The organism is Pseudomonas sp. ABFPK, assembly GCF_001586765.1.
Lineage (GTDB): Bacteria > Pseudomonadota > Gammaproteobacteria > Pseudomonadales > Pseudomonadaceae > Aquipseudomonas > Aquipseudomonas asiatica.
In genome coordinates this window covers 154,199-181,184 of the sequence record NZ_LQXW01000089.1, presented here as the reverse complement: position 1 = coordinate 181,184, position 26,986 = coordinate 154,199, and the positions used below count along the sequence as shown (strand labels likewise).

Annotated in this window: 28 protein-coding genes; 2 read left to right on the top strand and 26 right to left on the bottom strand. The window is 57.1% G+C overall.

The genetic code is table 11. The features are described 5' to 3' along the window. Positions 1-278 precede the first annotated feature (278 nt). From WM94_RS28445 to WM94_RS28435, 5 genes are all read right to left on the bottom strand, one after another. On the bottom strand, positions 279-821 hold the full coding sequence (locus WM94_RS28445; RefSeq protein ID WP_061552718.1) for an STY4534 family ICE replication protein: 543 nt from the start codon (positions 819-821) through the stop codon (positions 279-281). 323 nt (positions 822-1,144) lie between these two features. Next, a complete protein-coding gene (locus tag WM94_RS31005; RefSeq protein WP_256207072.1) occupies positions 1,145-1,270 on the bottom strand; it encodes a hypothetical protein in 126 nt (41 codons plus the stop codon). Positions 1,271-1,272: 2 nt separating this feature from the next. Then, positions 1,273-1,449: a hypothetical protein gene (locus WM94_RS30585; protein WP_177342441.1), complete on the bottom strand. Its 177-nt coding sequence runs from the start codon at positions 1,447-1,449 to the stop codon at positions 1,273-1,275. A 67-nt stretch (positions 1,450-1,516) separates the two neighbouring features. Continuing rightward, on the bottom strand, positions 1,517-1,876 hold the full coding sequence (locus WM94_RS28440) for a hypothetical protein (protein ID WP_061552717.1): 360 nt from the start codon (positions 1,874-1,876) through the stop codon (positions 1,517-1,519). A gap of 288 nt (positions 1,877-2,164) precedes the next feature. Beyond that, the gene (locus WM94_RS28435) at positions 2,165-2,548 is read right to left on the bottom strand and encodes a hypothetical protein (RefSeq protein ID WP_061552716.1); all 384 of its coding nucleotides are present in this window, start codon (positions 2,546-2,548) and stop codon (positions 2,165-2,167) included. A 255-nt stretch (positions 2,549-2,803) separates the two neighbouring features. Here WM94_RS28435 and WM94_RS28430 point away from each other — a divergent pair, with 255 nt between their 5' ends. Then, the gene (locus WM94_RS28430) at positions 2,804-3,247 is read left to right on the top strand and encodes a hypothetical protein (RefSeq protein WP_061552715.1); all 444 of its coding nucleotides are present in this window, start codon (positions 2,804-2,806) and stop codon (positions 3,245-3,247) included. A gap of 604 nt (positions 3,248-3,851) precedes the next feature. On the opposite strand, the gene pilM is transcribed toward WM94_RS28430, so the two are convergent. The 11 genes from pilM to WM94_RS28380 all read right to left on the bottom strand — a co-directional run bounded on the left by pilM (position 3,852) and on the right by WM94_RS28380 (position 15,530). Then, a complete protein-coding gene (gene pilM, locus WM94_RS30010) occupies positions 3,852-4,292 on the bottom strand; it encodes a type IV pilus biogenesis protein PilM (protein ID WP_082810670.1) in 441 nt (146 codons plus the stop codon). 123 nt (positions 4,293-4,415) lie between these two features. Continuing rightward, a complete protein-coding gene (locus WM94_RS30005) occupies positions 4,416-5,069 on the bottom strand; it encodes a glycosyltransferase family 25 protein (protein ID WP_082810675.1) in 654 nt (217 codons plus the stop codon). A gap of 126 nt (positions 5,070-5,195) precedes the next feature. After that, positions 5,196-6,482, bottom strand: coding sequence for a shufflon system plasmid conjugative transfer pilus tip adhesin PilV (pilV, locus tag WM94_RS28420; protein WP_061552713.1), 1,287 nt, complete (start codon positions 6,480-6,482; stop codon positions 5,196-5,198). After that, positions 6,472-7,413 (bottom strand): ATPase, T2SS/T4P/T4SS family, encoded by a 942-nt coding sequence (locus tag WM94_RS28415; RefSeq protein ID WP_061552712.1) that lies wholly within the window; start codon positions 7,411-7,413, stop codon positions 6,472-6,474. The genes pilV and WM94_RS28415 overlap by 11 nt, the downstream gene beginning before the upstream one ends. An 11-nt stretch (positions 7,414-7,424) precedes the next feature. After that, positions 7,425-7,940, bottom strand: coding sequence for a type 4 pilus major pilin (locus tag WM94_RS28410; RefSeq protein ID WP_061552711.1), 516 nt, complete (start codon positions 7,938-7,940; stop codon positions 7,425-7,427). A 23-nt stretch (positions 7,941-7,963) separates the two neighbouring features. Further along, positions 7,964-9,130: a type II secretion system F family protein gene (locus WM94_RS28405; protein WP_061552710.1), complete on the bottom strand. Its 1,167-nt coding sequence runs from the start codon at positions 9,128-9,130 to the stop codon at positions 7,964-7,966. Beyond that, a complete protein-coding gene (locus WM94_RS28400; protein WP_256207071.1) occupies positions 9,123-10,466 on the bottom strand; it encodes a GspE/PulE family protein in 1,344 nt (447 codons plus the stop codon). The genes WM94_RS28405 and WM94_RS28400 overlap by 8 nt, the downstream gene beginning before the upstream one ends. A gap of 221 nt (positions 10,467-10,687) precedes the next feature. Further along, complete coding sequence (gene pilP, locus WM94_RS28395; RefSeq protein WP_061552709.1) at positions 10,688-11,245, bottom strand: type IV pilus biogenesis protein PilP; 558 nt, start codon at positions 11,243-11,245, stop codon at positions 10,688-10,690. Beyond that, entirely contained in the window at positions 11,235-12,563 is a 1,329-nt protein-coding gene (gene pilO2 / locus WM94_RS28390; protein ID WP_061552708.1) for a type 4b pilus protein PilO2, read from the bottom strand. The genes pilP and pilO2 overlap by 11 nt, the downstream gene beginning before the upstream one ends. Before the next feature lie 10 nt (positions 12,564-12,573). Beyond that, positions 12,574-14,394: a PilN family type IVB pilus formation outer membrane protein gene (locus WM94_RS28385; RefSeq protein ID WP_061552707.1), complete on the bottom strand. Its 1,821-nt coding sequence runs from the start codon at positions 14,392-14,394 to the stop codon at positions 12,574-12,576. Then, positions 14,391-15,530: a TcpQ domain-containing protein gene (locus WM94_RS28380; protein WP_061552706.1), complete on the bottom strand. Its 1,140-nt coding sequence runs from the start codon at positions 15,528-15,530 to the stop codon at positions 14,391-14,393. Before WM94_RS28380 ends, WM94_RS28385 begins: the two co-directional genes overlap by 4 nt. Positions 15,531-15,744: 214 nt before the next feature. Between WM94_RS28380 and WM94_RS28375 the strand changes: the two genes are divergently transcribed. Further along, positions 15,745-16,176 (top strand): hypothetical protein, encoded by a 432-nt coding sequence (locus WM94_RS28375; protein WP_061552705.1) that lies wholly within the window; start codon positions 15,745-15,747, stop codon positions 16,174-16,176. Between the two features lie 42 nt (positions 16,177-16,218). Here WM94_RS28375 and WM94_RS28370 read toward each other — a convergent pair whose 3' ends face one another. The 10 genes from WM94_RS28370 to WM94_RS28320 form a co-directional block, all read right to left on the bottom strand. Further along, a complete protein-coding gene (locus tag WM94_RS28370) occupies positions 16,219-18,186 on the bottom strand; it encodes a DEAD/DEAH box helicase (RefSeq protein WP_061552704.1) in 1,968 nt (655 codons plus the stop codon). A 436-nt stretch (positions 18,187-18,622) separates the two neighbouring features. Continuing rightward, complete coding sequence (locus tag WM94_RS28360) at positions 18,623-20,533, bottom strand: DNA topoisomerase (protein ID WP_061552702.1); 1,911 nt, start codon at positions 20,531-20,533, stop codon at positions 18,623-18,625. Between the two features lie 117 nt (positions 20,534-20,650). Beyond that, complete coding sequence (locus tag WM94_RS28355; RefSeq protein ID WP_061552701.1) at positions 20,651-20,848, bottom strand: CrpP family ICE-associated protein; 198 nt, start codon at positions 20,846-20,848, stop codon at positions 20,651-20,653. A gap of 421 nt (positions 20,849-21,269) precedes the next feature. After that, positions 21,270-21,656, bottom strand: a complete 387-nt coding sequence (locus WM94_RS28350; protein ID WP_061552700.1) for a hypothetical protein — start codon at positions 21,654-21,656, stop codon at positions 21,270-21,272. Positions 21,657-21,856: 200 nt separating this feature from the next. Further along, on the bottom strand, positions 21,857-22,366 hold the full coding sequence (locus tag WM94_RS28345) for a single-stranded DNA-binding protein (protein WP_061552699.1): 510 nt from the start codon (positions 22,364-22,366) through the stop codon (positions 21,857-21,859). Between the two features lie 13 nt (positions 22,367-22,379). Further along, a complete protein-coding gene (locus WM94_RS28340) occupies positions 22,380-22,925 on the bottom strand; it encodes a DUF3158 family protein (protein WP_061552698.1) in 546 nt (181 codons plus the stop codon). After that, the gene (locus WM94_RS28335) at positions 22,922-23,647 is read right to left on the bottom strand and encodes a PFL_4669 family integrating conjugative element protein (protein ID WP_061552697.1); all 726 of its coding nucleotides are present in this window, start codon (positions 23,645-23,647) and stop codon (positions 22,922-22,924) included. The genes WM94_RS28340 and WM94_RS28335 overlap by 4 nt, the downstream gene beginning before the upstream one ends. A gap of 609 nt (positions 23,648-24,256) precedes the next feature. Then, on the bottom strand, positions 24,257-24,979 hold the full coding sequence (locus WM94_RS28330) for an A24 family peptidase (protein WP_082810668.1): 723 nt from the start codon (positions 24,977-24,979) through the stop codon (positions 24,257-24,259). Then, entirely contained in the window at positions 24,972-26,273 is a 1,302-nt protein-coding gene (locus tag WM94_RS28325; protein ID WP_061552695.1) for an STY4528 family pathogenicity island replication protein, read from the bottom strand. Before WM94_RS28325 ends, WM94_RS28330 begins: the two co-directional genes overlap by 8 nt. Next, positions 26,270-26,965 carry a DUF2857 domain-containing protein gene (locus WM94_RS28320; RefSeq protein ID WP_061552694.1) on the bottom strand — a complete coding sequence of 232 codons (696 nt, stop codon included), beginning with the start codon at positions 26,963-26,965 and terminating at the stop codon, positions 26,270-26,272. Before WM94_RS28320 ends, WM94_RS28325 begins: the two co-directional genes overlap by 4 nt. Between the last annotated feature and the right edge of the window lie 21 nt (positions 26,966-26,986).

Genomic DNA, 26,986 nt, shown 5'->3' with positions numbered 1-26,986 from the left:
CGGTTGAGGCGGAGGGTATAGACATTAGAGGTCTCCAAAATGAGCGAGGCCTCAGCCCGCGAGGATGAGATCCCCGCGGGTCGGTAAAGTACAAGGCACTCCATCACTAGGTGATGCGATCGCGCTGTCGAGTGCTAGGCGATCTTGGGTGGGTTGACGCAACGCGCTGGAGCCTTAAACCCTGGCTCCGGGAGGCACTGTCAACGACAGTGAACCAAAACAGAATTCGTTTACGGTGGCAGAAAGTGAAGGCGCTGAGATCAGCGCCTTGATAGGGGTTATGCAGCCTGGTTGGCTTGCTGGGAAGGATCATTACCGAGGTCAGACTCGAGCTGTTCACCGAACTGGTCGGCGACTGGCTGTCCTTGATTCACGGATTGCTCACGTTGTCCCTGATTGTCAGCGGACGGGGTGGCGTTTTTCGGCTTTGCCTCATAAACGAGGTTGCCATCAACTTTGATCCAGCCGATATAGAGAAGCCGACCTTTGAGGCTTGCGCCGGCTTGGCCTTTCTTCTCGCCTTTTTCATAGGTAAACGCATCCGCCCAGATATCTCCGATACGGAAGGAGACAAGCACCTTCTTTCCGGCATCAACGGCCTGTTGGCAGCGTTTGATCAGGGTTTCTGCTTCGGCGCCGACAGCGTTGCAGTCGATATAGGTGTACTCAGCGTTTTCTGTCGAACCGCGGAGGGCTGCAACAGTGGCGGCCCAAAATGGCTTGCCTTTACCGCGAGGCTTAACTTCGCGGATACGGTTGAGGTAACCGATGCCAGTGGTGTGCAGGTCGAAGAATTTTGCGTCGTTGGATTGGTTGCTCATGGTGATTCTCCAGTTTCAATAGTGAAAGCGGAGAAACACTTCGCCCAGGGGGGGAAAGTATTCCCCGCATGGGTTGAGTTGCGTAGCAGTTTGGTGGGCTTCCATCAATCGTGAGATTGATCAATCGCGCTACCGGAAGCTGGGCGATTTTTGGGGGATCAGCACCTCAGAGGGTGTGGCAGTCTTTCAGATCTTGACTGCTCGGGCTTGGGTCACTGACAACGTCAGCAGCTCACGACTCAAAGGATGGAAACGGGTGGATTTTTTGTCAAGCCCTGAAATGAAAAAACCCTCCAGAGGGAGGGTTTGAAGGGGAACAACGTTCAGTGCACACGCAGCATCTTCTGGCAATGACGTTTGACGTTTGGCCAATCCGCCCAAGCGGCCAGGCCCAAGCAGAATACAAGCAGGGCTGTCAGCAGGACGATACCGAATGTAGTTTGGCTCATGCTCAGTCCTCCGGCGTCAGGTAAATACCTAGTACCCAGATTACAACACCTACAACCAGGGCGAAAGCAGTAAGCAGCCGGTTGGTGCTGAGGAAGATGCCCACGAGGGCGGCGGCAACTGCAGTGGTGCCGATCTTGCGAAGGTCGTCCGCTATTGCGGCGCGTTTTGTGGATGCCATAGCTTTCCTTACAAAATCGGAAAGCCTTCCCATCGGGAAGGTTCCCGATGGGGTGGGGGATTTGAGATCAGGCTATGAGTTCATTCAGGGAGCCGAATTTTGGTAGCGGACCGACAAACAGAGCTGCGGGAGCTGGGGCCTTGCGCGCATTGCTGCGCTTACGCTTCGGCTTCATCGGTTTGGCCTGTGTGGTGTTTTCCTCATACCAGCGGTTCAAGTCTATGCCCCGGCGAGCAATGGTCGGGGTTTTGGACAATTCATCCCAGTCGTTACGGGCTTGAAAAGCACTCGCAAGAATCGGAGCGGGCTGAGTTTGAACAGGGGCAAGCCGAGCTGGCCGTTTGATCGAACGCAGGAACTCTCGAGTGAGGGTGCCAAGCGCATAGCCAAAACGGAAGCTTGTCGTAGGTGCGGACATTGGAGCCATGGTGTTTCTCCTGCGGTTTAGAAATGCGGAGAAACACTGGCCCTGACGGGGAAGTGAATTCCCCGCTAGGTTTGCGGAAGGGGCTTCTATCGGTTTGAGCCGATCGGTCGTGCTACCAGAAGCGAAACGACCTTTGGGAGGATCGCACATGATATGTGCTGCAGTATTCCAGATCCGAACTGCATGGGGCATGTTGCTGACGACGTCAGCAGATCACGACCTAATCATCGGAGCCGTAGAGGGTTGTGTCAAGCCGGCAACGCTCGACGACTCACGCAGGATACGCCGTTACCCAAGCAGTCGCAGCAGGTCGGCAGGGGATTTGCAGTCAGGTGAAAGCAGTGCTTGGCGCACCTTCTCATATGCACGCGCGGCTTCAGCATAAGGCTCATGGTTATCTTTGAAGGTCCAGCCTGCCTGGTGCAGTGCTGCGCACTTGAGTTTGAATCCGGCTCCCCAGCCATCCCATCCCTCCCAGCTGGGCTGGGACTTCAGCAGGCCAATGTCACGGCCGAGCTTCTCAAAAAAACCTTGGTTGTTTTTCATTTCTTCTTTGGCAAGGGATGAGATTTCGCCATCGATAAGAATGTAGGTCGGAATTTCCCCTTCAATTCGGGTAAAGTCGAAAGGGGCAACTTCGTCGCGAAGACGCAATTTTTCCAGCGATTCCATGAGGTGATCCTTATAATCAAAGGCAGTTGCACTGCTCTTTTGGTTGAGTTGATGTTGGCGAGATGCCGAGATGAATTGATCTCGTATATTCAATATACCTCAGGGTTTAGATTTCTGGAACAACTTTCTTGATGGTGGCTGATCTGCTGGCGTTGACGCGATGTTAAATAAGGGTATATTCGGGGCGGAGTTAGGTGGGCGGTTCAGTGAAGCTGCACCGTGATGCCGTGCATTGTGACGAGATGGGAGTGGTGAATGAAGGACGTTCTGGACTGGTTTACAAAAATTAATAGTCGATCATTGTTGATCGTGTTTGTGGCATTGACGCTGCTTACGGCATTCCCTGAGTTTTCGCCGCTGGATGATCCTTTCTCAATTGCCGCTCTTTCTATCCCAAGTGCAATGCTGATGTCATATCTTCTTGTGATTGGCTGGCTGATTACGATCGGGCGTTTTAATCTCAGTCTCCCTGAGGGAGATTACGCCAATATGGGGGTGTTCATAGGAGGCTCTGGCCTTGCATATTGCCTATGCATTTTATTCTGGTATGTCTCAAGTACACCTGATCCCCTGAATGTGAAAATCCTCGGTGACGTAGGGTTTGTACGCTTGTTTACGCTGTATCTCTTGTCAGTTGTGACAATGCAAGTGCCACGGTATCCCGCTGCGGCGGATAGGCATGTGAGCGCAAATCAGTAGGGAAGGGGGAGACTACACCGGCTGGAGGGTGACTCCAGCCGTGCTGAGAAAAATTGTGTAAGGAGCCACCTGTGAGGGAACCGTCGATCCCTGGGCATTGATCGCTTCGATTCGCAGCACCTGGCCATTCTCGTGGCTTTGGCCAGTAAACGTGAGGCACGCATCCGCGCACAAAAGGAGCCCTGCTTATCGCCGGCGGGCCACCGGCAGGGGGAAGCTTACCCATTGGGTAGCCTGATTGACCTGTCGCCAAGTCCATCAGGCTACCCAATGGGAGAAAAGAGGAGGGGTCACATCACCAGAGTGACCCTTAGAGCAAAGAAGCACCGAATCTCTTGAAACTCTATGTGCCTTTGAACTCGATCATCACGAGTTAGACGGCTGCGCGACTAGGGAGAGCAGGGAGACGCAGGGAGAGTTTTCAACCAGATCCGCACGCCCTTCCCGGAGCTATAGCGTGCTTACGGTTGGTGTTGAGGCGAACCGCAACACCTGGGCGCTACTGATGACCGTCAGTAGCCAGCGGGGTTGAACCGTCACTAATGGCATTATGTTGTCAGCTACGCACAGATGCAAGCCGATACGCCCAAGCAGCCAGATTTCTTCAGTTAAGCGCTACGATCGCGCCTTCTGGAATGGGGGACGGGATCGTGATTGTGGTCGCACCTGCAATCGGCGAGTACAGCACCCCAGAAAGCTTAACACCGACGGAGATCGATTGGGTTCTTTCGGCAAGTACTGCCGGTAGTCCTGATGGCACGGTGCCGGTAAAGTAGGTATAGCTCTGTCCTGCCACCAGGTACGCGGATACACCTGAGGGCTTAGCGAACCAGGATGGAAGTGTTAGCGCTGTGTCCGCAGGTGTGCCCGTATATGAAGGATGAGCCACGGCATACTGAGCTGCCGCTGACCGGTATACAAGAAAGCTTCGACTGACTGAATCAATCGTGGCGTAGTCCGATAGTTGCAGTGATTGCTCCTCTTGCGTAGCGGCGATTCCTACGGCTATCAGAAGAATGGTTATGACGATCCAGTTGAATGACATTGTATTGCCTCATATTGCTGAGGGGTATGGTCAGTTCTACATGACTCATTCATGGGGATAATCAGAAAAGTCAAGGCTGCGCCTGAATTTTCTCTCATTGAATTCTACTTCGATGAAGGATCGTCAAAAATTCAAACGCAGCAGTGTTTTCCACATATTCTTGAGTGGGGAACGCCAGTGTTTACGCCAATTGCGTTCCCACCATTCATCCTCATTTTTTACCACTTGCTCCAGATCACTCCCTGTTACACATGCGGCGTGTTGCCGGAACATCATAGGAAAGGCACAATGTTGGCGAATGTGATTTTTGAATACAACGTCGACAGGTGTTCCATCATAAGGAGTCGCTGCAAGGATCTCGCAGCCCTCACGAGATAGCACATATGCATGCAGTGCTACGACCCGACCGCGAGCGATAAATGGGAACCATGTGAGCCAGGTTCGGCCCATGGAGTATCCCAAGTGCAATGCCTCGAATCGGTGCCGACGCATGAACCGGTTGATCCATTTAATTCGAAAAGGTTTCAGGTCATAGGGTTTGACATCATCCTCAAATATCAGGATACGCTCGAGCCCTTGCTCAAGGGCTAGCTGAGCTAACTGTTGATGTGACTCATAACAACCCTGTTTGGGGTCTTGATGTTTTTGAACGACATGAAAAATAACTTGGTTATTGATCACATTTCCGACGCTTTCTCTGAAGAGCTGACGTCGATCGTTCCGAGTGTCTAGCGAGATGCAATAAACTGCATCTACATCAAAATGTATGCTGCTCACGACTAAATCCTTGTACGCGCTGCTTTGGTTCTCTGTAAGGGGGGAAGCAATGATAACCTTTACCGTGAGTGGCATAAAGCCATCGTTTCTGTTGAATTGTTTCTGCTTCCGCGGGGGGCCGATTTGTCAGAACTGACAGCAGAAGATTGTCGAATAATCATTGGAGCCAATGATGATTCCGGGAGTCGTGCTGGAGCGCCAATTCTGACCGTGGGTGTCCCACCCGATCTTGGTGTAGCCCGCAGGGCAAGCGTACGTGGTCACGTCGTTGGCGGCGTATCCGGGGATGGTGTATGCCGTGCACTTAGGCGCTGTACTGGTGGCGGAGCGCCATACCCCTGATTGGCAGGATAGGGTTTGGCCGGCAGCGTTCTTAGCGATCAAGCTGTTGTCGCTGCAGGCGGCGCCCTCAGCAGCCTGGCCACCGATCGAGAGATACTCCCCTGTCGTGAGTCGGCCTGACGCGCTGATGCTGCCGTAGGATTGGAGCTGTCCCGCGACGACCGCTCCACCCGTAGCTAGGCCCTTGTTGTTGTAGATACGCACCCAGTCAGGATCCGACTGGTAGATGCCTCCGCCCCACTTTTCGTTGTACCAGCCAGTGTCACCACGTGATCTGAACCAGCCACCCGTATAGGTTTCCCCAGTGATGTTCGCGGTGGTTGCCGTCACGGTATTTGTCGCCGTCAAGTTCCGAGCATTAACGTCGGCACTGGTTGTCACATTTCCAGATGCAGTGATGGCAGCTGCGTTGTCGATGTTGTGGCCTCCGATGCTGAGGTCGGTGTTCATGCTGTTCAGCTCGGGGTGGCCCGGCACCGCATTGCGATACAGATAGTCATTGGCGAGCTGGCCATCCATTAGGAACAGGGCGCTTGCGGTATGGCCGGCGCCGGGGTTGATGGCGTAGTTGCTCAGGGTCACTTGCCAGCCACCGCGCACCCCCTGAATTACATTGGTATTGCTTGAAGAAATGAAGCCGCCCGGGCCGCCCAGGTTCTCTGCAATTGTTCGAATGCCAAGCTCCGATATGGCCTGGCCACCAGTGGTGAGAACGATTGCTTCCAACTGGTTGGCATTCGGCTTGCGAGCCAGCCCAACGATCGTCTGCCCAAACCCATTGGTGTCAGTGAACCCGGCCGGCAGGAAGTTTGTGTTGCGAAGCATGGGTACTGTGATCTGCACCGGATTCGTAGCGGTGGCGCTCGCCAGGACAGTACTGAAGTTGTCTTTGAGATACTTGCTGACCGCGTCAGCGACCGCCCTCTGCTTGTCTGCAGCTATCCTGAAGTCCTGGGCGTCCATCTGCTTGATGATCCACACGGAGCCCAGGGTGATGAGCACAGAGAGCACGAGCAATGCCATGACGGCGTCGACGGCGAGCATCCCTGCCTGATTGCGTTTATTGATCATTCCAGAGGCTCCTGGAGGATTGGTTGGCGATGTCTTGCTCGAGCATCTGCAGTTGGCCAGCACGGATCTTTTCGCGAATACCGGGTGCGTCCGGTCCAACCAGAGACAGGCATTCAAGTTTCAGTCGCTTGAAGCCAGATGCGTCGGGGATCAGGACCTGGTGGATTACGGCAATGAGTCCTTGAGCCAGTAGGTCTTTCGCGTTGGGGATCAGTGGCTGTGCCAGCGAGGCCAGTCGCTCAATGCCTTTAGTGGCGCTGCCGGCATGCCCGGTGCAGATGATGAAATGACCATTGATCGAAGCCTGGACAACTTGCGCGGCTGTTGGTGTATCGCGCACTTCGCCCACCATTAGAATCTCCGCGCGCGTTCTTAGCGCACGTATCAACGCTTCCTCGTATCCACCTTGGCGACGGGATACAGGAATCTGGATGCAGCGCCCAAGCCCATGCTCACCATGCAGCAGAGGTTCGGGAGGATCCTCGACGGTTAACCCCATCCCCCCGAGCTCCTGGAGCCTTGCTGCGACCATCGAGGCGGCACTTGAGGTCTTGCCGGAGCCCATTTCACCGCAGATGAATATCAGCCCTCGGATGCCAGGGTTGAACAGACTTATATGAAGTTCATCAGGTAGCCCGAGATCGTCCAGCGGGAGAATCTGAACCACAGACCTGCTCAGTACAAAGAGCGACTGAGCGTGGAGATCCTGAAGCTGAGTGACTCGGTAAACTGCACCATCAAAAATCAGCGAGAACTCGGGCTCTTGCGTTTTGTTGAAGTGCTCTTGGCAGCGATCGCGCAGTTGATCAATTTCGCCTCCCCATTCGTGAGGGGCGGGAACACGAGTGGGCTGCCCAGGCAGCCCCTTCACGTCTGCGAAACCGTCGCCGAGGTAAAGGTCGACGAAGTTGGCTTCGGAGAGGGTACTCACCCTAAGCTCCTTCAGTAAGTGGTCCAGGTCATGGTGTTCGCATCGCTTGAGCAACTGGTGGTTGCTGCAGCCGCCATTACTTCACCCTTGGTAGCAGTGCCGCCATTGATCGTGGTTGTGGTTTGTTTGTCTTTCGCCACTTTGGTTGCCAAGGTGATGCATGCGCTTTTCGGAACGTTGGCTTCGGAGATGGTGAAGGTCATGCCGTTGCTGACGACTGTCACAGCTCCATTCCATTGGTTTGACAAGGTTGTGCCGGAAACAGCCATCGAACCGGTACCCTCGATATTGATGAGAGAGGTCACCAGGCTCTGTCCAGAGGTTCCGTAGCCAGTTGAGCCTTTCAGCTTTTTGGTGTTTGCAATCAGGGTGCTGATGTTGCTTTGTTCAATGGCGACATCGGAATTGCCGATCATTCTCCAGCTCATCCACACGATGAAGCCGAGCGCAACCGCGATCAGCATCATCCAGAAAACACCATCAATCGACAGAAAGCCGGCCTGTGTACGTTTGGCACGAATTACCATGCTTGATACTCCTTGGTTACTGTTTAAAAACTGGTTGAATCCATCACACTACCTGCCATCTGGAAGATCCCGACGACCACGAGAATCATCAGGACGCCCATGCACACGGAGGACATGGCGATCAGGAATTTGGAAGTTGCATCAACGCGAACGAGGGTTTGCTCCAGCCAGCGATTGGCAAAACGCTCCATGGATTCGGCAAATCCCTTACGTGTCGCCAGAACTTCCAAATAATGGATGGCCATCGCATCGGGAAATTGGTGTCCAGCGAGCTTGAGAGCTTCACCGAAGTTTTTGCCTGAGCTGACGCCGTAGTGAATGGCGTCTAGCCTTTCACGGAGCCAGGGTGGAGCGCTCCTGTTTAGAATTGCCAAGGCATCCAGCTGATTGATGCCGGAACGCAGCATGACCGACATGTTCAGCAGGAAAATCGAGCCGTGCAGAACCTTGTACAGAGACCAGGGAGGGAATGACTCAACGCGCAGGCGCGCGACTTGCAGAGTCCTACTCACTTGGACTTGCCAGGTTGGGCTATTAGGTTTGATCTTGAGCCCGCAAAAGACGGGGAGTGTTGCTACAGCCATGACGATTACCGCCAGCAGGCTGATCAGGAGTACCAAACCGTATTGAGTGACGAGGTTCGACAGGTGGAAAAGCAGCGCTGGGACACCCGTCCAGGTCTCTGGATCTGATCGCCTTGTCATGGAAGGGACCATCCACAGGGCAATGACATACAAGAGCGCCCACATCAGGCTCCAGGTCAACGATGGGAGTGCAACTACCGATCGGACCAGCCGGCTAATTCGCTGGCGAATTTCAATGATCCGCACGCAATCACGAAACGCCCGCACCAAGTTCCCGGTTTCTTCTCCGGTTTCGATCAGTGACGCTTCATCGTAAGGGACGTGAACCCTGCAGGAGTGCGCGAGGGACTTACCACCACGCACCGTCATCGCGATCTCGCCGCAGATGATCGATACCGGATGCAGCTCCTTGCCGCTATTGCTAAAGGCTTTTTCAACCGTCTCCAGAGCGACCTCGATCGGGATGCCATCCTCAAGCACGCCCATGAGGCTCTCATAGAACTGGACGCGCTCCTTCTTACCAAATTGCTTGGCATAGAAGGTTTCGACCCATCCTCGGGACGCCTCTTTCAAGCCAGCGCGAAAGTCTTGGAGGGCATCAAGCATGGGAGAGCTCGACTAACTGGCGGTCAAAGTCGAGCGGGCCAATAATGGTCTCAGCGTGCCGAGGATCGATGATTCCCGTTTCGATCTTTGTGATGGCATGAGCAATCTTGGTAATGCCCCCCATCTCCTTTACCCAATGCCTACGCGCAGCGCTGGCACCTCGTTCCGAAAAGACACCCATGAACTGCAGGTCAGTGAGCAACACCTCACCTACCACGGTTCGATCGACGACACCGAGTTTTCTACAGCATGAGCAGCCTTCGCCGCGCAGATTGACCTGGTCGACGATCCCCAGTTGTTCCAGGCGAGAAAGTAGACCAGGATTAATCAAGCTGAGGCTCTCAGACAATGGAACGCGGCATGAAGGACAGAGAACTGGAAGAAGTGACTGATTGATGATGCCGGTGGTGAGGGCAGGATCCGTCACCAGGTACTTGGGCACCCCCATGTCAATCAGACGCTGAAGGGAGGCGACAGCGTTGTTCGTGTGCAACGTCGACCAAACCTGGTGCCCCGTCATGCCCCCGCTGTACGCGGCCTGAGCAGACTCAACGTCCCGCAGTTCTCCGTACATTAGGATGTCTGGGTCCAGGCGGACTGAGTTTTTAATTCCGTGGTTCCAAGTCTCACCGCTACTCAAGGGTGATTGATTGGCTTTCAGCGGATACTCGGGTGGATCCTCGAGGGTCAGAATATGCCTCGTACCTTGCGTCTCGTCGTGGAGCAGGTTCAAGTTCACCTGCAGGGATTTTGACTTTCCGGAGCCAGTCGGGCCGGTGATCAGGTTCACCCCATATGGCAGACTGCGAAGACGCGCGTACTGGTCGATTTGCGCAGGCAAGAAGCCCAAGTCTTCGAGCGTCATCTTCCTTTGATCGTCGTAAAGAAGACGCATGACCATCAGCGGACCGTCGACGAGCGGACGCGTAGCTACCCTGGCTCCGAATAGCCCAAGCTGTTGCACGAATTCCCGACCAACGCGCGCGTCTTGTGCGATCTGCGGTTGGTAGTGATCTTTGGTGACGTCACACATGCTGTTGTAGAGCGCTGAACATAGCTCCAGACCGACGAGACTTGACTCCTGGCGCGCCTCCCAGAGCAGTCCATGTAGGCGGTAGAAGATCTTCGAGATGTCATGGCCGACGACAATGTGAACGTCACTGGCCCCACGGCGATGGGCATCGCCGAGTATCTGCAAGGCATGAGCCTGACGGTCGGTGTCGACTTGTGCTAGCCCATCGCCGGTTTGGGCGGAGGTTTGGTAAAGCGCTTTGATGTCCGTCATCGAGCACGTCGAGATCCTATAGTCGAACTCTGCATGGTCGAGTTGATCCATAAAGGCCATCACCCATGGATCAGTCTGGTGCTGGGTTGACACATGAAGTGTGCCGTCTTCGGTCAGTGCACAGAAAAGGCGTAGTTCCGGTTTGACCTCGAACCTGCCCCCAGGAGCCGTCAAGACGGCGTAGGCAGGGGCGAACAGAGCTGCTGGGGCGGCGTCAGCCGAAAGGCTGTCGAGGGGACTAGGAGCTGTAAGTATGGTCACTGGGCGCTACCTCAGGGCTTGGTTTGAAACATGCCAGGCATGACATTTGCCGGCTGAGTGAGGGCAGGGGGCTGGATGGCTACCGATGGGGCCTGCGCAGAAAACCCCAAGGGAAATCGCTTGCCCTGCCGCTCTAGCGTCACTCCGTCCAGCGTGATCTGAGCAACGCGATAGCCTCCAGGCACCCCATGGCCGATGAAGGCATCAATCTCGATACCGCTGCTATAGAGCAGGGTCGCCTGCATCTTGCGAGCTGAGCCCGTGACGGCCTTGATCACAGGGAGGTCTAAGGTGGCAGCTGCTTTGCTTTCAGTGGGCAGGTATTGAGTAGGCTGAGGCGCAGGAAAGGGATTGCTTACCCCATTGCTCATTGATTGAGCCGATGGCGTTGCTTCGCCCTTCATCTCTCGCTCGGCCTTGGCTCGTTCGGCCTTGGCCTTAAACATAATTGTCTCGCTCTGTACCTTCCCTAGCTCGCCAATGCTGATGCCAGACAATTCCGAAGGGGTCGCGAAGGCATTCGTAGCGAACGCCGCGACGATCAAGAGGCCCACGGCGTTATTTCGCATACAGATCACCTGTCACAGTCCACATCAAATGGTTGGCCTGATATTCGGCCTTGATTTCGCGCAACCTCAGCCCCTGGACGGGTACGTCCGTGAGCGAGTCGTGCGGTAGCACACCTGTGCTGTACTTCAATTCAAACTGCCTCCACTCAGGGGGCGGAGGCGGGGGAGGAGCCGGTTGTCCTGGCAGGGCGGGCTCTTGGGGCACGGCAACGGGTACTTCAGTGAGCGTCGGCTCTTGAGAAAAACGATGAAGCGAAGACGTCAAGTTCGCAGTTGCTTCGGCTACGTTCAGAAGTGGCTCGTCACCTGCTGCAGGCAGAGATATCGCGTAAGGCAGCGTCGCGGAATTACCCTGGTTAAAGAATGCAGGCGGACCCGAAAAGACACCCTTTGTAGCGGAGATGAGATCAGCAGCAGTACTGTTGCCTGTGCGGTTGTAGGTGGTCAAAACCTGGAAGCCGTCGCACACAGCGTCGGCATAAAACCAGCCATCGATGCTAGGGGGCAGCCAGTAGATGACCTTGCTGCAACCGTCCACAAAGTCTCCGACCGAGGGACGTTTTGCCCAAGGGTGCTCCAATGCTTGGGCAGACTGAGTGTTGCCACTCTCCCGCTCCAGCCTGGCGAGTTCTTCGAGCCGCTTCTGCTCGGCCGCCAAGCGTTTCTCCAGCTCAACCTGGTCCTGGTAGGCGCTCCACTGTGACCAACCGATAAGCCCTGCTGTAACAACGATTCCTGCGATTGCTAGTTGGGACAGCTCTGCTCTGGATAGCCCGAACACCAGTGGACGTAGTCGATACTCGCGTTTGAGCTTCGACGGCTGGAGCAGTTCATCGACATCGAGTGGTTTGCCCCCCATGTCGAATTCGGTGGGCAAATACCACTCTTCAAACTCAATCCCGCGGCTGCGCTGTTGCGCCACTCGGCGGCGGATTTCGACTTCCGAGCCAATGACGTCACAGCCAGGGATGATGCCGCCCTTGTATACAGCGACGAGCGCGTATCGATCCTCGTTCGGGCTCACTCTCCACGCGGCTATCCAGGACTCACCGAGCTGGCCTGCCAGAGTCGAGGCCAAGGAGTACATCCCTTTGGTCACACCATCGGTACGAGCAACGAAGCCGGCCTGGATAATTCGCGGGTTACGTCGAATCGTGACGATATCGAGTTTGTTGTCCTTACCGAACTGGCGAGCTTCCTTCATGTGGCCAGTCACGCTGCCCAGTGGGTGCCAGCGCAATCCGGTGACAAATGCTCGGCCCCGGTGGTGCAGGATCTGCACCCGGGAGATGCGTGGCGACTGAGTTTCAGTGCTCATTGTTGGCACCTCAAAGAATCTGGCAGACGCTGATTGGCGGCCTGCAGTGGGTGCGGGAGACGGGAGCGGTTCCGTTCAAACTGAACTGAGGGCTGCTGAGGGGGTAAGGAATACTCCAGCTGCTGGACAGGCTGTCGGGCAGAACGATCGGTGTTACCAGTACGACCAGGGAGCTATGGGTGGTAGCGCGCTTGCGGCCGCCGCCCAGTCCAAAGAAGCTGGCACTCCCTACACCACTCTTGTCGGCGTTTTCACTGTTCTCATCGAACCCAGTGAGGACGAGTGTTTCACCGCTGCGCAAGCGTACTTTTGGGGCAACGTTCTTGGTGTCATAGTCCGTGGTCTGGATCTTCGATTCATTGCTTTCGAAGTCCTTGAAGGTGGGCTTGCTGCTGATGCTCAGCGTGATCATCAGCAGCATGTTCTCTTTGTCCAGGAGCTTCGGCAGCAGCATCATGTTGAAGCCACTGGTGATGGTTGCCGGCGTCAGGGCAGTGCTTGAACCTACCGAGGCAGTGGTGGTGGTTGAGCTCGAGGCGACGTAGCTCTGAACGTTACCGATCTGGATGGGCGCGGGTTGCAAGTTGAGTGTAGTGACCGAAGGCGAACGGACCTCCGACACCCGTCCTTGCTCCGACAGCGCTTGGAGGACGGCTTTCGAGCCAGCCCACGGCGAGCTGGACGTGTCCAGAATGCTGCCGGTTGCAGAAATCGCCTCGGAGCTGATGCCGGCAACGGTGTTGCTGAGTCCAAAGCCCCATTTGCCTGAGATCGATTTGTAGACGGCGCTCCAGTTGATGGCTGTTTGATCGCTGTCGGTGAAGTTCACCTCATAGACCTTGACGTTGAAGAGCACCTGCCGCGTGATGCTGCGGTTGGTGTCCTTGAGGTAGGCTGCGATACGGTTCAGTACTTCAGGGCGATCGCTAACGGTGAGCGAACCGGTGGAGCGTGAAAGCGACAGTCGCCCGGGCGGTTGTACGCTGAGCATTGCCCGCACATCGTTCTCGATGTCGGTCATCAACGATGTCTTGTAGGTCGACTTGGTGCTCTGGTTGCTCCCAGACTCCCCTGTGGCGCCCGAGGAGCTGGACGAGCCGGTATCTCCGCTGCCTGTCGAGGTCAGCAGACCGGACTTCACCGTGCTCTCGATTTCCAGGACATCGCCGAAGGTCCACACATCGAAGGTGCGCGTGTCGAAGTAGGTGATCCGCACGCCTCGTAGTTCCTGATCAAAGTGCCAAGACAGGCCGAGCTGAGAGGTCGCCTGGTTGAGAAGGCCGGATACTTTCCCTGAGTACTTGAGGCCCGATATCAAGCTGCTGGGGCTAATGCCGAGGTCGAAGGTGCTCGTATCACCATAGCCGCCCATCACCGAGCTGGGCATGAGGCCGGCCAAGCTGTCGGGGTTTGCAACAGGAGGCTTAGGCTGGGCCGTTTTGTCTGACTTCCCAGACGACAGAATTGCCGGGTTGATTGCATCAGGTGCCACGATTACCGGCAGGCCTGTTTCCTTGGTGATGTACTGGGCCAGCTGCGAAATCGAAACGGCCCCTGCCGGGCGATACGCGATGTCGGAATCGAGCGCGAATGGAAGCCCACGCTTGCTCACCAGCGGCTGCGTCGACACCCACGGTTTGTTGCTGAACACCACGGTTTCACGCGCCTGTTGAGGCTGCTGATTCTGGAGGTACTTGCTGTACTGCCCTGCAGTTCGCCCTTCATATTCCGAGCGGTCAAATGACTCGTTCACGCGCTGCAGCGCGCAACTGGTCAACATTGCCATGGCAATCGGCGTCAGGGCCCAGCGTGCCCAAGCGGACTTGGTCATTTCTTTTTCCTCTCAGCTACGTGCAGGACGCTCTGCGCCCCCTCGCTGCCGTCGACCACGAAGGGGCGAGGGGCGTTGTCGTAAAGTGGGAACAGCTGCTTGATGGCTTCCTGGAAAGACCCTTCGAAACGCAACGGGGCCTCTATCGGGTAGTTGAGGTCCTCCTGTGCCCAGATCACTCGCCAGTTGGCTTTTCTGGCCCATTCCTCAACGGTCTCGCGCAACGTTGATCCAACTACTGCCGTCCATACCTGGGGCAGCGGCCGCGGTGCAGCGATGGCTTTGACTTCGGCAGCCGGTGCCGGCACTGCTGGAGCGGCGGGTGGCGGGGTATGAGGCTTCGATTTGTCGAGCTGAGCAGGGGTGCTTGGCGTAGGGGCCGGAAGCGGTTTGGCTGCAGGACTGGGTGCTGCAGCCGGAAGAGAGCCATCCTTGGCAGGTGCCACTGGGGGGAGCACGGGGGTTGCTGCTGCAGGAGCTGCGACAGCGGGTGAAGATGTGGATATTGCGGCCGGGGTAGGCACTGCCGCGACGACGACGCCTGTTGTAGAGGGGCGAGCGGTTGCGAGCGGGTCAGCATGACCAGGGCTCTTTTCAGCATAGAGCTGGCTTGTCGGCGCCGGTTGGGCAGGTAGCTGGTAGCCCTGTCGGAGAACGAAGCACACCTGACGGCTCACTTCATCCACTTTGACTTGCCAGGCCGGGCCGGCGAGTACCTGCAGGGTGTTGCGGAGTGTCATCGGGCCGAGCTTGTACTGTGCAGCTGGCAACGGGCGGGTGTAGAGGATGTTGACTTGCTGAGCGCTCGGTGGGCAGAGGGCGTAACCGGACCGGTCCACGACGTATAGCATGGCATCACGCACGCTCGGGTTCATGCTTGACGGGATGGTCACATCGATGATCTGTGCCATCAGATCGCGCTGGCTTGCATCGGGCTGGGTGCTCACCATCGTGTAGCGACCATACCGTACTACCGGCTCTTTCTCCGGACTTGCGCCGTTTGGATAAAGGTCCGGATACAGCCATTCGGGATTCCGACTGCTGTCGAATGCCGGCTTCGGCGGCTGCTCAGCCTTCTGAATCGCACAACCTGCAACGAGCGCGGCGAGCGAGAGAGTGGTCAACTGCCTGATCATAAGGCCCCCTGTGATGATGGGGCGAAGGTGACAGGGTGATGAATTACTCGCAGCAGAAAATGAGTAATCCGCTGTCTTCTATTTCTTCGCCTTACTCAGCGGTGAGTCAGGCGGTCAGTTTGACTAGTTTGTGGCGCTGGACCTCGGTTCGAATTTGAATGAATATGGGCCTGCTGGATGATGTCAATTTAATATCGAATCACAGAGGCATACGATGACTAGCAAGGAACAACTTGTCGCAGCACTTCAAGGCTACTCGGATAGACGAGCGCGGATTGTGCAACAAAGCATCTTCCAGGTTATGGAGTTGCAGGCACAGCAAGATGCTGTATTCAAGGAAATTAAGGGTTGGTTATCGGGCATTCAGGATATAACTGTCTCCGAGCTTGACGGAGGTCAGCTACCTTTCTTGGCTACGGTCTTCAAGGCAAAGCATTTGAAAATCCAGCTTGCGAACACATTCGTTCAATTCAATCCCTTTATCCATGGAACCAGTGTGGCGTTCACGATCGTTGGATTGAGTACTACGGATGTCCGGATGGAGGCAGATTTCACCCTCAGCTCCGACGGTCACATAATGCAGAAACTAACGGCTGAGCTGTTCTGTCAGCAGCTTGCGAACCTGGTGAATCAATCTGGGTGGTGAGCCAAGGCTAGGTGAGAGCTATACCACTCTCACCTGCTCAAATTACTCAGTGAGCGTTGTTGCAAGCATCGCTTTGGCCAAGGCATCTTGCTGCTCCTCCGGCTCTATGAGTTCCAGACTGACTTGACGCTTGGCTAACAGCATCTGCCACAACTGAAGGTCGATACTGTCCTCTACTAGTGGGATCTTCACGATTACAGTTCTGAGCTGGCCATTACGGTACGCCCGGTCTTCAGCCTGATCCTGTTGCCCCGGTGTCCAAGGCAAGCCCAGGAAGAACACGTAGTTTGCAGCCGTGAGGTTGTTTCCAGTGCCGGCAGCTTGGGTGGTGCAGATGAAGACCCTGCACTCGCAGTCGCCCTGGAACTTGTCGATCGCCTTCTGGCGTTTGGGGAGCGAGTCGCTGCCGATCAGGGTGACGTTTCCTATACCGGCTGCTTCGCACAAATCCTTGAGGCGCGCCACGGTGGGCTTGAACTCGCAGAACAGGATGACTTTGTCTTCGACGTCCAGCTCGCCGAGCAAGTCCATGGCGACCCTCACCTTCACTTGTTCAAGGTAATGGCGAAGCGCGCCGAGTCTCGCGAAGATTGGCCTGTCCTCGAGGCGGATGGTGTCGTACTTGCGCCGTTCTTCCACACCCATTGCCACGGGCAGCAGCTGCCGGTGTTTCCCTTTCAGCCCGGGCAGGACGTCTTTCCCCCGTCGGAGCATCCAGTCGCCTAGTTCTGCCCGTAGGTTTTGCCGGAACTCTGGGCTGCCCGTGAAGCGCTCGCAGAAGTCGCTCAGGGGCAATTGGCCGACAGGGTGCCCAGAAAGGCGCAGCAGGGTGTGTAGCTCCGTCTCGCGGTTGAGCACAGGGGTGCCAGTCAGCAGATAGCGATTCGGTACTTTGGCAGCGATATCGAAGCCGTGGCGTGTTCGCTCGGCGGTCGGCTCCTTGAGTTGGTGCGCTTCGTCCACTACGAGGACGTGGTAATGCTCAGCCAGTAACACGTAGTCGCCGAGGCGCTCGTAGTTGATCAGCATCCATTGCGCCTGCGGATCATGCTTCTGCAGGGCGATCGTCGCCTCGGGGTAGACCGCTAAAACTTCCCGTTGCCAGTTGATCAGCAATGAGGAGAGGGTCACGACCAGGATAGGGCGGCCGGCCGCACTGATATGGGCAGCGATGATGGCCTGGCGTGTCTTGCCGAGGCCCATATCGTCAGCCAGCAGCGCGCTTGTGCGCTGGAGCAGGTGAGCTATGCCTGCTGGCTGGTGATCGAGCAGGGAGTATCCGGCCAGGGCCTGGGCGATCATGGCATCAGAGAACTCGGTGCGCTCGATCGGCGAGACGGCAGCGAGGTAGATGTCGTTGGAGGTCTCCTCGCCACTCGCGGTTGCTGAGGGCTCTTGCGGGGCGCCGCCCAGGCTGATACGGGGAATATCTGCTGCCGGCACGACAGAGCCGTCGCCCAGGAGCTCCTGCACGACGTCCAGGATCTCGAACTGCTCCTCGACCAGGCCAAGCTCCAGGATCAAGTTGCTGCGCAGGATCTCTGCAGTCGCATTGATGCGCCAGGAGCTTGATCGGCCCAGGAATACGCCGCGCATCCGCCGTGCGACGGCGACCACGCCGGGATGGTAGTCACCTGACAGAAGGACACCGCCGTCGGCCAGCGGTGCGATGCGCAGCAGCATCCCCCAAGTGAAGGCGTTTCGGTGAGGAGCACTTAACGCTGACTCGATCTTCTGGCGGAATGCCTGCCATGACTCCGTCACCTTGTCACCAGCCAGTTCGATCAGCTGGTGGTACACCAGGTCCAGCTCGTCGATGAACTTAGCCTTGGGTACGCGCCAGTAGCGGCAGAGCGGGTGGTCGCCGCGGCGGATGAAGAATCCGCTGCGGGCCAACATGACCTTGTTTGCGCCTTCGATGTAGGGCATGAGGATGCCCATGTCGTAGCCGTCAAACACGGCTGCTTCGAGCAGCACTGGCTGGCTGTTTAGGAGGCGCGGTCGTTTCAATTGGTGCCTGCGCTCTTGGACTTCATCGGCACAGTCTGGTCGAGGTGGTAGGCCGGCACCCATCGGGTTAAGAGCACGGAGCCGTGAAGCGATCCGCCCTGGCCACTGATTACGTAGGCCGCTGGCTGAGTACCCTTGGGCACACGTCTGCGCTCCTGCTTCCAGTACCCGGCGGTCTTGATGTCCTCAGGTTGTAATGGCCAGCATGAATCGCCTGGGCGTGACTCATAGTGGGGGATCTTCGGGTTTTCTGCCTGCTCGGCCTTCAGCCGATCAATGACTTTTGGGGAACGGGCCACAAGCACCTCCAAGGGGATGAGTAGTCAACACGTCATCATTCAAGGTGCGCCTGCCCGCACCCTTAGGAGCGAGCAGATTGTCAGTTGCAGGGGAGCGGCTACAGGAGAAATGGAATACCGCCCTTGACGCATTTCGGCTACATGCCCCTGGGCTTGGACATATCCGGTTTGCCATTCACGGAGGGGTAGCTCACGCGGCAGTTGTTCACCTTGTAGCCGGTGCATCCCCAGAAGTCGTACCCCCCTTCACCGCGCTTTTGCCGGCGCGCCAATGGCATCCCGCATTTCCCGCAGGAGTGTCCACTTTCAGTGCCTGACGTGGCGTCCGGCGATCGAGGTCTCATCGCTACTGTGGGCGACTGTCGGAGGCCTGCAAGCTCCGTCTGCAGATGTTGATAGAACTTGGCGACTACTGAGCCGTACTGTTCTTCTCCCCGGGCGATTCTGTCCAGGTCCTTCTCCAGCGTGCTGGTGAACGCCAGCTTGACGAAGCTGAAGTGGCCCTCCAACTGGTTGATGGTACTCACACCTAAGGGACCAGGGACCAATTTGCGCTTCTCTTCCACCACAAGGCCTTTACCGGTGATGTTCTTGACGATCGATGAAAACGTGCTGGGGCGCCCGATCCCGAGCCGCTCTAGCTCTTTGATCAGGCTGGCTTTGGTAAACCGTGGCGGCGCCTTCGTCTTCTGGTTCAGCACCTCGCCCTGGAGGACGCAAAGGATCTGTTTGGGCTCGAGCACCGGTACCGGGTTCTTGGGAATGTCGGTGGACTCTTCATCGGTGTCGTCTTGCTGCAGAAGCTTCATCCAGCCGAGATAGGCTACTGTGCTGCCAGTTGCGGCGAAGCGTAACGGCCGCTGATCCGGCCCTCTGGCCAGCAATTTGGCCGTGCGCACATCGTAGATGGCGTCCGCGAGTTGGCTGGCCAGAGCCCTGATCCGTATGAGTTTGTACAGCGCTTGCTCATCAGCGGACTCGCCTGCGACTTCATCCTCCCACGCTGTTGGCGCAATCGCGGGGTGACCTTCCTGGGCGCTCTCCGCAGCCTTGAACGTCCGGCGCTCGTCAACCACGTCCAGGCCTTGTCTGCGAGCCACAGCCTGGATATCTGGCATGGCCTCATCGGCCAAGTTGGGGTTATCCGTCCGGTGATAGGTGATGACACCCTGCTCGTACAGACGCTGCGCTACCTGCATGGTTTTATCCGGATCCCATTTCAACGTCACGCTGGCTGCCTGCTGCAAGGTAGACGAAATGAAGGGTGGAGGGGGCGGGCGTCGCTTTTTGCCGTCTTCACATGACTCGACAATTACCGCACGGGTCGCGGCAACCCTTGCCGCGAGCGTACCGTCCTGGATGTAGGGGTTCTCTTTACTGGCGAAGTCGGGGATCGGCTGCCATACAGCCGTCCAGGCCATGCCAGTGGTGTCGTCCTTGAAGGTCAACTCTACCCCGAAGTGGTGGACCACCTTGAAGTTCCTGATCTCGCGCTCGCGCAGTACCACTAGGTACAGGGCAGGCGATTGGACTCGGCCAGCGGAGGTTGGTTGGCCAAGGACTCGGCGAAGCTCCTGCGTGACCAGATAGCCCACCAGGCGGTCCAGCACCCGGCGGCACTCTTGTGAGGCAACGAGCTGCCCGTTGATCCTCCGAGCATTAGCCAAGCCTTCACGCACCCTGGCCTGGGTGATCTCGTTGAACGTGACCCGCTTGTATTCGCGGATGCCCAGTGTTTGCTGGATATGCCACGCGATGCTTTCCCCCTCCCGATCAGGGTCGGTGGCAATGTAGACCTCAGTGGCTTCCTTGAGTGCTTTGCGTATGGTGCTGACGTTGCGGGCGCTCTTGGGCAGGATCTCGTAGACCGGACGAAGGGTCTTCAACACGCCGGTTGTGATCATCGTGGCATCCTGGCCCGACTGGGGGAGGTCACGGATGTGGCCGCCAGAAGCCACTACCACCCAGTGCTCGCCAGGTCGGATCTTCTTCATCATGGGCCCAAGCTTCTTCAGCTTGCCCGGTGCCTCGATGATCATGAGTTTCATAGGGTGTCCCTGAACAGTTAAATCAGGGGGCACTCTTGCCGCCGACCGGTGACGGCACAACGCGAAATGGTCAACAGCAATGGAGGGAATTCGGAAGCCAGGCTTACGGAGGAAGGGTCAAAAATTGAGGGTGAGCTGCTGCGCGCGCTTGTACCCTTTCAGCCAGGAGACCAGCATGGCGGGGTGCTTGTACGGGCAGGCGTACACGGGAAGCCCTTTCTCGGCGGCCTCTACCCCTGCTGCCTCCACCGCAGGGTGAGGGTTGTTGAAATGGCGCCTATCCGCTTTTCGCCCCTGGGCAATTTCGCTCTGCATCGAATTATCCTCACCAGCGCCCCTGTTCCTGCCGGGCAAGTCACGCCTCAAACGATCTTGATTCCGGTAATCCCACGATGAGGCGCTTTTTACCGCCGTGGTAGCTCAGTTCGGTACAAGTTAGCAGTTGTAAGGCGAAGATGCCGTCAGGAAATGGTAATTTGCCAATGCGACGATTTCATCTTTGCCCCTGACCAGGGCGAGCGCTGCTTGCAGCGCCCCTTCGGAAACGACTCCCCGACCTGGTTGTTGGAGCTTCCCGAGGTACGCCTCACCGGCAATAGGTAACTGTCGACCAGAGCGCCTCGACATCAGACAGCAACGGCAGGAGTGGCCGGTTGCGATGACCAGTCCTTGTTCCCCGAAAATTCACGAGAGGCGCCGGGAAAATTGCCTGTAGATCAGAGACCGAGTGCTACAGCTAGTGCGGAATCATCCTGGAACGGTATAGCGCTGACCAGGACAACAGCGTCGCGCTGGGGGCCTCTACAGCGACACGCACCATCATCGCAGCATCCTGGCCGGTGCATTCGTGAACCGCCTGACCAAGTCGAACAAGCGCAGACGATACGCCTGCATCCCGTGCTTTAGTGGCAAACTCGTACTCCTCGGCCTGTCCATACTCAAGGGTGGCACTAAACCGGGAGCGGAGCATCTCGACAGCATCCACTTCGGCCTCAGGCAACAGGATCGACTCCCCGTTGAAAGAGACCTGGCGGACGCCATTGAGTGCCTGAACGGCCTCCATGTAGCGCGAGGGGTCTACTGTCGCTTTGACGGATGGATATTCCGGGTAGTCGTGGTGCATGGGGCGTTACCTCGAAGCAGAATGAGGTGGCGAGAGTCCGTTCTTGTCACCAGCGACTTCACGAGCGGCGCCTGAAAAAAGCGCCTGCCGAGCTGTGGTCAGAATGTCGTGGAGATGCCTCATCGAAGGGAAGGGAAACTCGAAGTGACGTCCTTGTCACCAGGAGCTTCGCGATGTGGCGCGCCAAATTAAGGGGGGGGCTACAGGGGAATGTCGTCGTCAAAACCGTCGCTGTAGTGGCGCATGTCCTCGGGGGGCGGCAGAGGAACGTTTTGAGCCTGGCCACCGGTGGTTTGATCGCGTGCCTGACCCTGCGGTTGATTAGTTGGACGCTGACCGCCGCCGCCAGACAGAGATACGTGCTCGATGCGATGTGGAAGAATCGCGACCCGGCTGGCTTCTACCTTGAGCGCAGACACCTCCTGGCCACTCTGCTTATCCGTCCAGCTATCCATGATCGCGCGGCCAATCACCACTACGCGCATGCCCTTTTGGAACAGAGCGGCAAACCGCTCGGCATCCTGATGCCACCATTCGACGTTGGCCCAGAAACCACCCCGATCCTTGTAGCCACCCTGGCCGTCAGGGATCGAGTTGTCGAACATCACATTGAGTCGCAGCATGTGCCGCGGATCTTTGTTGCCGTTGGCGAACGACCGGTGCTCAGCAGCGTTGCCGACGTTGCCTTCCCAAACTACTGGTGTACCCATGGTGTATCTCCGTTCAGTGTTGAGGTGGGTTCATGACCTGCTGCAGTCGAGCCTGATATTCGGCCTCGGCCTGCCCCATCTTTTCTGCGCACTCGGCGGCCTGTTTGCCGATGGAGTGGATGAGGCTGATCTGCATGTTCAGGGTGATTCGGTGTTGCTCCAGGGCAAACAGGTCCTGCAGCAAGTAGATTGGTGTTTTGGGGGCGTGGACCATCTGAGCCCATACGCCGACACCCATGCGCCGCTCTTGCACGCTTTGCCAGCGAAGAAAGGTTGTGCCAGCTGCTGTGTTTTGCTCGATGAGCCTGACGGGCAGCAGAGCGAATGGATGTTGGCGAACCTGGACCAGCACTTCCTGTGTAAGGGTGCGCAACCCTGCCTCCAGCGATGCGCAATGCTCCGCCAACTGGACCAGCTCCCCCTTACCTTTAAAGGGCTTTAAAAGGCCTTTTAGTGAGGCACTCTGTTGCAGCCCCTGATAGGCACTCTGTTGCAGCGGTTTGAAGGCACCCTGTTGCGGCGCCTCCGTTGGTCGGGTGTCCGAACGCATGAGCGTCATGCCTCGCCTTCGAGATCGTCATCCATATCCTCGACCGGGGCTGCGGAGCCACGGCGGATGGGCGGGGCGAAGTTCGAGCGGCGGGTGCCTTCCAGGATGTCCTGGGGGATATCGCCGTAGCGCTTGTACATTTCGCGCGCGTTTTCAGCCCGGGCATTGTTGGCGGCGAAGTCGTCACGCGATGCACCGGAGAAACGGTGGAGCTGGGCCAGCCCAAAAAGACTGCGCAGCAGGTGAGCACCTTCATCGATCCAGATCTCACCATCGCGGCGACCGATCATGGCGACGTGCTGAGCCAGCAGGATGCGGCGGACGACTTCGTCGTACTGAGTCAGCAGATGGACGCCCTTGAAGCCCAGTGGGTTGGAGATAAAGAGCGGCAGCTTCAGCGGCTGGATGGAGAGGTTCTCGCCGATTTCGAGTGCTTTGGGGAGTTGGGCCATCACCCCATCCAGGCGGCTGTCGATGGCCTTCAGGGCATCGTCCACTTCCTGGATCTTCTCCTCGATCCTGATCATCCACCAGTCCGAGTACGGGTCGTCCTGGGCCGCTCCACGGTCGATCTGGTTGATCTTGAGGCAGAAGCCAGCCAGCCCAAGAATGCTGTGTTTGTCGTCGGTCTTCTGGCGACCCAGCCAGATTCGGGCGGCATGGTGAGTGTGGAGAGTCAGCTGGACCTGGCTCCTGAGGGAGCCGATGTTGAGCTGATAATTGTCAGCCATGGACATGGTTTCCTTATATAAGGTGGGTGAACGATGTCCATGCTGCTGTCGGGCCGTTTGTGGCGCAGTAATAAATGAAGAACCCGGGGTGCTGTATTTGTCATTGGTTTAATGGTGCCTTGGTGATGTGGCCCGCACCACCTTGAAGTGTTGCCAGTGGCAACAGTGGGCTAGCCGTCGGCCCCGGTGAAGACCGCCTGGCAGTCGGCAGTGCTTGGTGTTGCCAGTGGCAACAGCCGGTAACCGTCGCCCCCGGTGAAGACCGTGTGGTGGTTGGCTGTGCGTAGTGTTGCCACTGGCAACACTTTGAATGGCTCCCACTGGTGACCACCTGCTTGGCTTGAGCGTTGGGGCTGCGTGGACGTGTTGCCAGTGGCAACAGTGGATAAGGTGTCCGCACCGATGGATGGCGGGCCGTTTTCCCGCGAGGCGGGGTTGATGGCACCGCTCAGATCGTCGGCATCGGTGGATGGTGTTGCCAGTGGCAACACCCTGAAGAACTCGAGCGGATCACCACCTTCGCCGCGACGGAACTGCTGGAAGCAGATAGATGTGGTAGGGCGGTCAAAACCACTTGTCTGACGCAGTACTTCAGGCGCTGGGAGATCCCTACCATTGATGTGGCAGCAGCAGGCCTGTCCAGCCAGCCATCGCCAGGAACGGCCCCAAAGGAATTTTTGAGGTGCTGGACAGGGTTTCTTGAAGCTTGAGGTATCCACAAGCCAGGGCTGCAAATACTAAGGTGCAACCTACTGTCCAGGGAACTGCCTGCCAGCCAGTCCATGCCCCTATTAGGGCCAGCATCTTGAAGTCGCCAGCGCCCAGGCTTTCTATGCCGGTAATGAATTTGACGAGGTGGAAGACCGACCAAAGGCTCAGATAGCCTATGGCACAACCCCAAAGTGCCTCGTGCAGTGTCGTGAATACTCCGAAGGAGTTGAGTGCGAGCCCGATCCAGAGGATGGGTATTACCAGCGCATCCGGCAGCATATAGTGCTTACTGTCGATCAAGCTCAAAGCCAGAAGACACCAGGTGAACAGCAGGGCAAAGAATCCCTGCATGGTTGGCCCATAATGCACCGTCACCACTAACGACAAGACAGCGCAGCCGATTTGCGCGGCCCAGGTTCCACGCACCGGAGATCGGGTCGTTTGGAGGTCGCAAGGCTTATCGAGATCCAGCCCGAGTAGTTCCCGTGCATCCCGCTGCCATTGTTGCTCGAGGTGTGCAGGCAGCCAGCAGGCGACCCAAGTACTCAGGCGACCGGCCAGCATACCCAATACGATGGAGCCAAGCCCCAGGGTGATCTCAGGCCCCATCCAATCACTCATTGGTGGACTCCGCACGGCGACGTGGGTCAAGCAGGGCTTGGAGTGAAGTCAGAGCGGAGTTCGCTGTCTGCATCGCGGTCGCTGTAGGTGTCGGCTTCTGGGCGGGGGGCTGGGCAGGGCGTGCAACCGTCCGTGCCGCTGGAGGCGTTGGCGTCGGAGTTGGAGCGGGCGCTGAAGGGTTCCACTCGGCGTTGAAGTCGCCCCGGATGGCCTTGCCAGCAAGGGTCGTCAGGTATGCAAGCGGCTTGGCCACGCTCCCAGTTGTGCATCGATGTTTCCACTGGTTGATCACGGCCTCTCGGACGTGCTCCGGAACAGGTCCCATGATCTCTCGTGCCTTCACTCGGTCCTCTGGCTTGAGGAGATCCAGGGCAAGCAACCAATTCACACCTGCACTCTCGCGCAGTTGTACAAAGCTTTTAGATACAGACTTGTCTGTATTTGTATACGTACTATCTGAGTTCGGATTCCGAACTGAGGGTGTACTCAGTGGTTTTAGGCTGAGTTCGGATTCCGAACTGAGGGGGAGATCCCCCTGTTTCGCTGAGTTCGTACTGAGTTCGGATTCCGAACTCAGTCCTTCCGGGGCTAAATCTTGCTGAGTTCGGATTCCGAACTCAGGCGCGGGCAGCGCGTTTTGCTTGGTCTCTACAGCCCAGGTCTGGGCATTCAGCCGGTCGCTAATCGTGTCAATGCGCGAGGGAAGGCGTCGGCCCACGTCGGGATCGCTGGTGAATTCGCGCCAGGTGATCGCCGCGATGTCCTTGATCGCTTTGTTCTGATGCTCCATAGATTGCATCAGCAAGGTCATGTAGTCCTTGTCGAACTCCAGGGCCTCCGCCGGTGTTACTGGCTCGTCGTGGAGCAGATAGACATTCCCCTGAACCTGTCCGTTGATCTCATTGCGAACGGTCCTACCCAAGCTCAGCCAACGAGTTAGACGGAGCACGGTCAGGGCCTTTGCCACGGTTTCTCTAGAGGCATGTTTCCCTGGGTTCATACCCAGGTATGGCCGTAGCTGGTCATAGGTGGGGAATGCAGTGATGCCATCTTCGTTGACAAGCAATCGGAATACTTGCCAGCAATTGCGTTCCAAGGGTGTCAGCCGATTGTCGAGCAGGAGCTTACGCGGGACCGTTTCATGCGGATTACCGCTGAATATGATCCCGGAGTAAGGGGTAGCTGGTGCAGCAGTAGGGGCGGTGTCCTCAGCTCTCTTCTTCTGTACATGGGCCTCGAGTTGCCCCGAGGCCGAATCTAGGAGCGTGGAAATCGGGAACCGTGTGAGCTTCATTTTCTATGTTCGCCTTCTCCAAAGTGGGCAGAGGCGGGGCAGCTCTCTTCGGCACGGTGTATGCCACCCTCGTCCAGCGGAATGAGTTGTCGACGCTCAGATACTCGGGACTTTTCCTTGCTGCCGGGATACAGACCTTGTTCGATCCACTGAGTGATACGAGACCAGATCTGCGCAAGCGTTAAGCCATCTGTGCTCAGTTCTTCAGCAACCAGCATGGCAACGTCGAGCATGGCCAGGCTGTCCTCGAGCTCCACTCGGTTTTCATCCATCAACTTGGTCCAGCGGTGCCAAATATGATGATCTTGATCCTCGGAAAGCTCGGGCCACCGACCGCGCGGGGCTCGAACCCCAATGACGGTACGCTGCAGGGCGATCTCTTGAGGTGTGAGCCCGAAGAACTTGTTGAGCAAGCTGGTGGTGGCCCCCAGGCGGATTGCCCGCTCAATAAGGCGTGTCTCCTCTTCTGAGCGCGCAGCCCCGGTCAGAAGCTTGAGGATCATCGAGCTGTTGATAGACACGTTGACCCAACTGACCGGTGTGTTGCGGAGCAAGCTGAGAATAGTTGGATGCTGGATCTGGCCCAGCACCTCAGGTTCAACCCCCATCTCCACACAGCGCTGGAGTTGACCATTGCGCATCAGGTCAAGAAGCAGCGACAGAACTGCTTCGTTAAGTGTTGACTTGGACATTGAGACTCCCTCCCATTCATC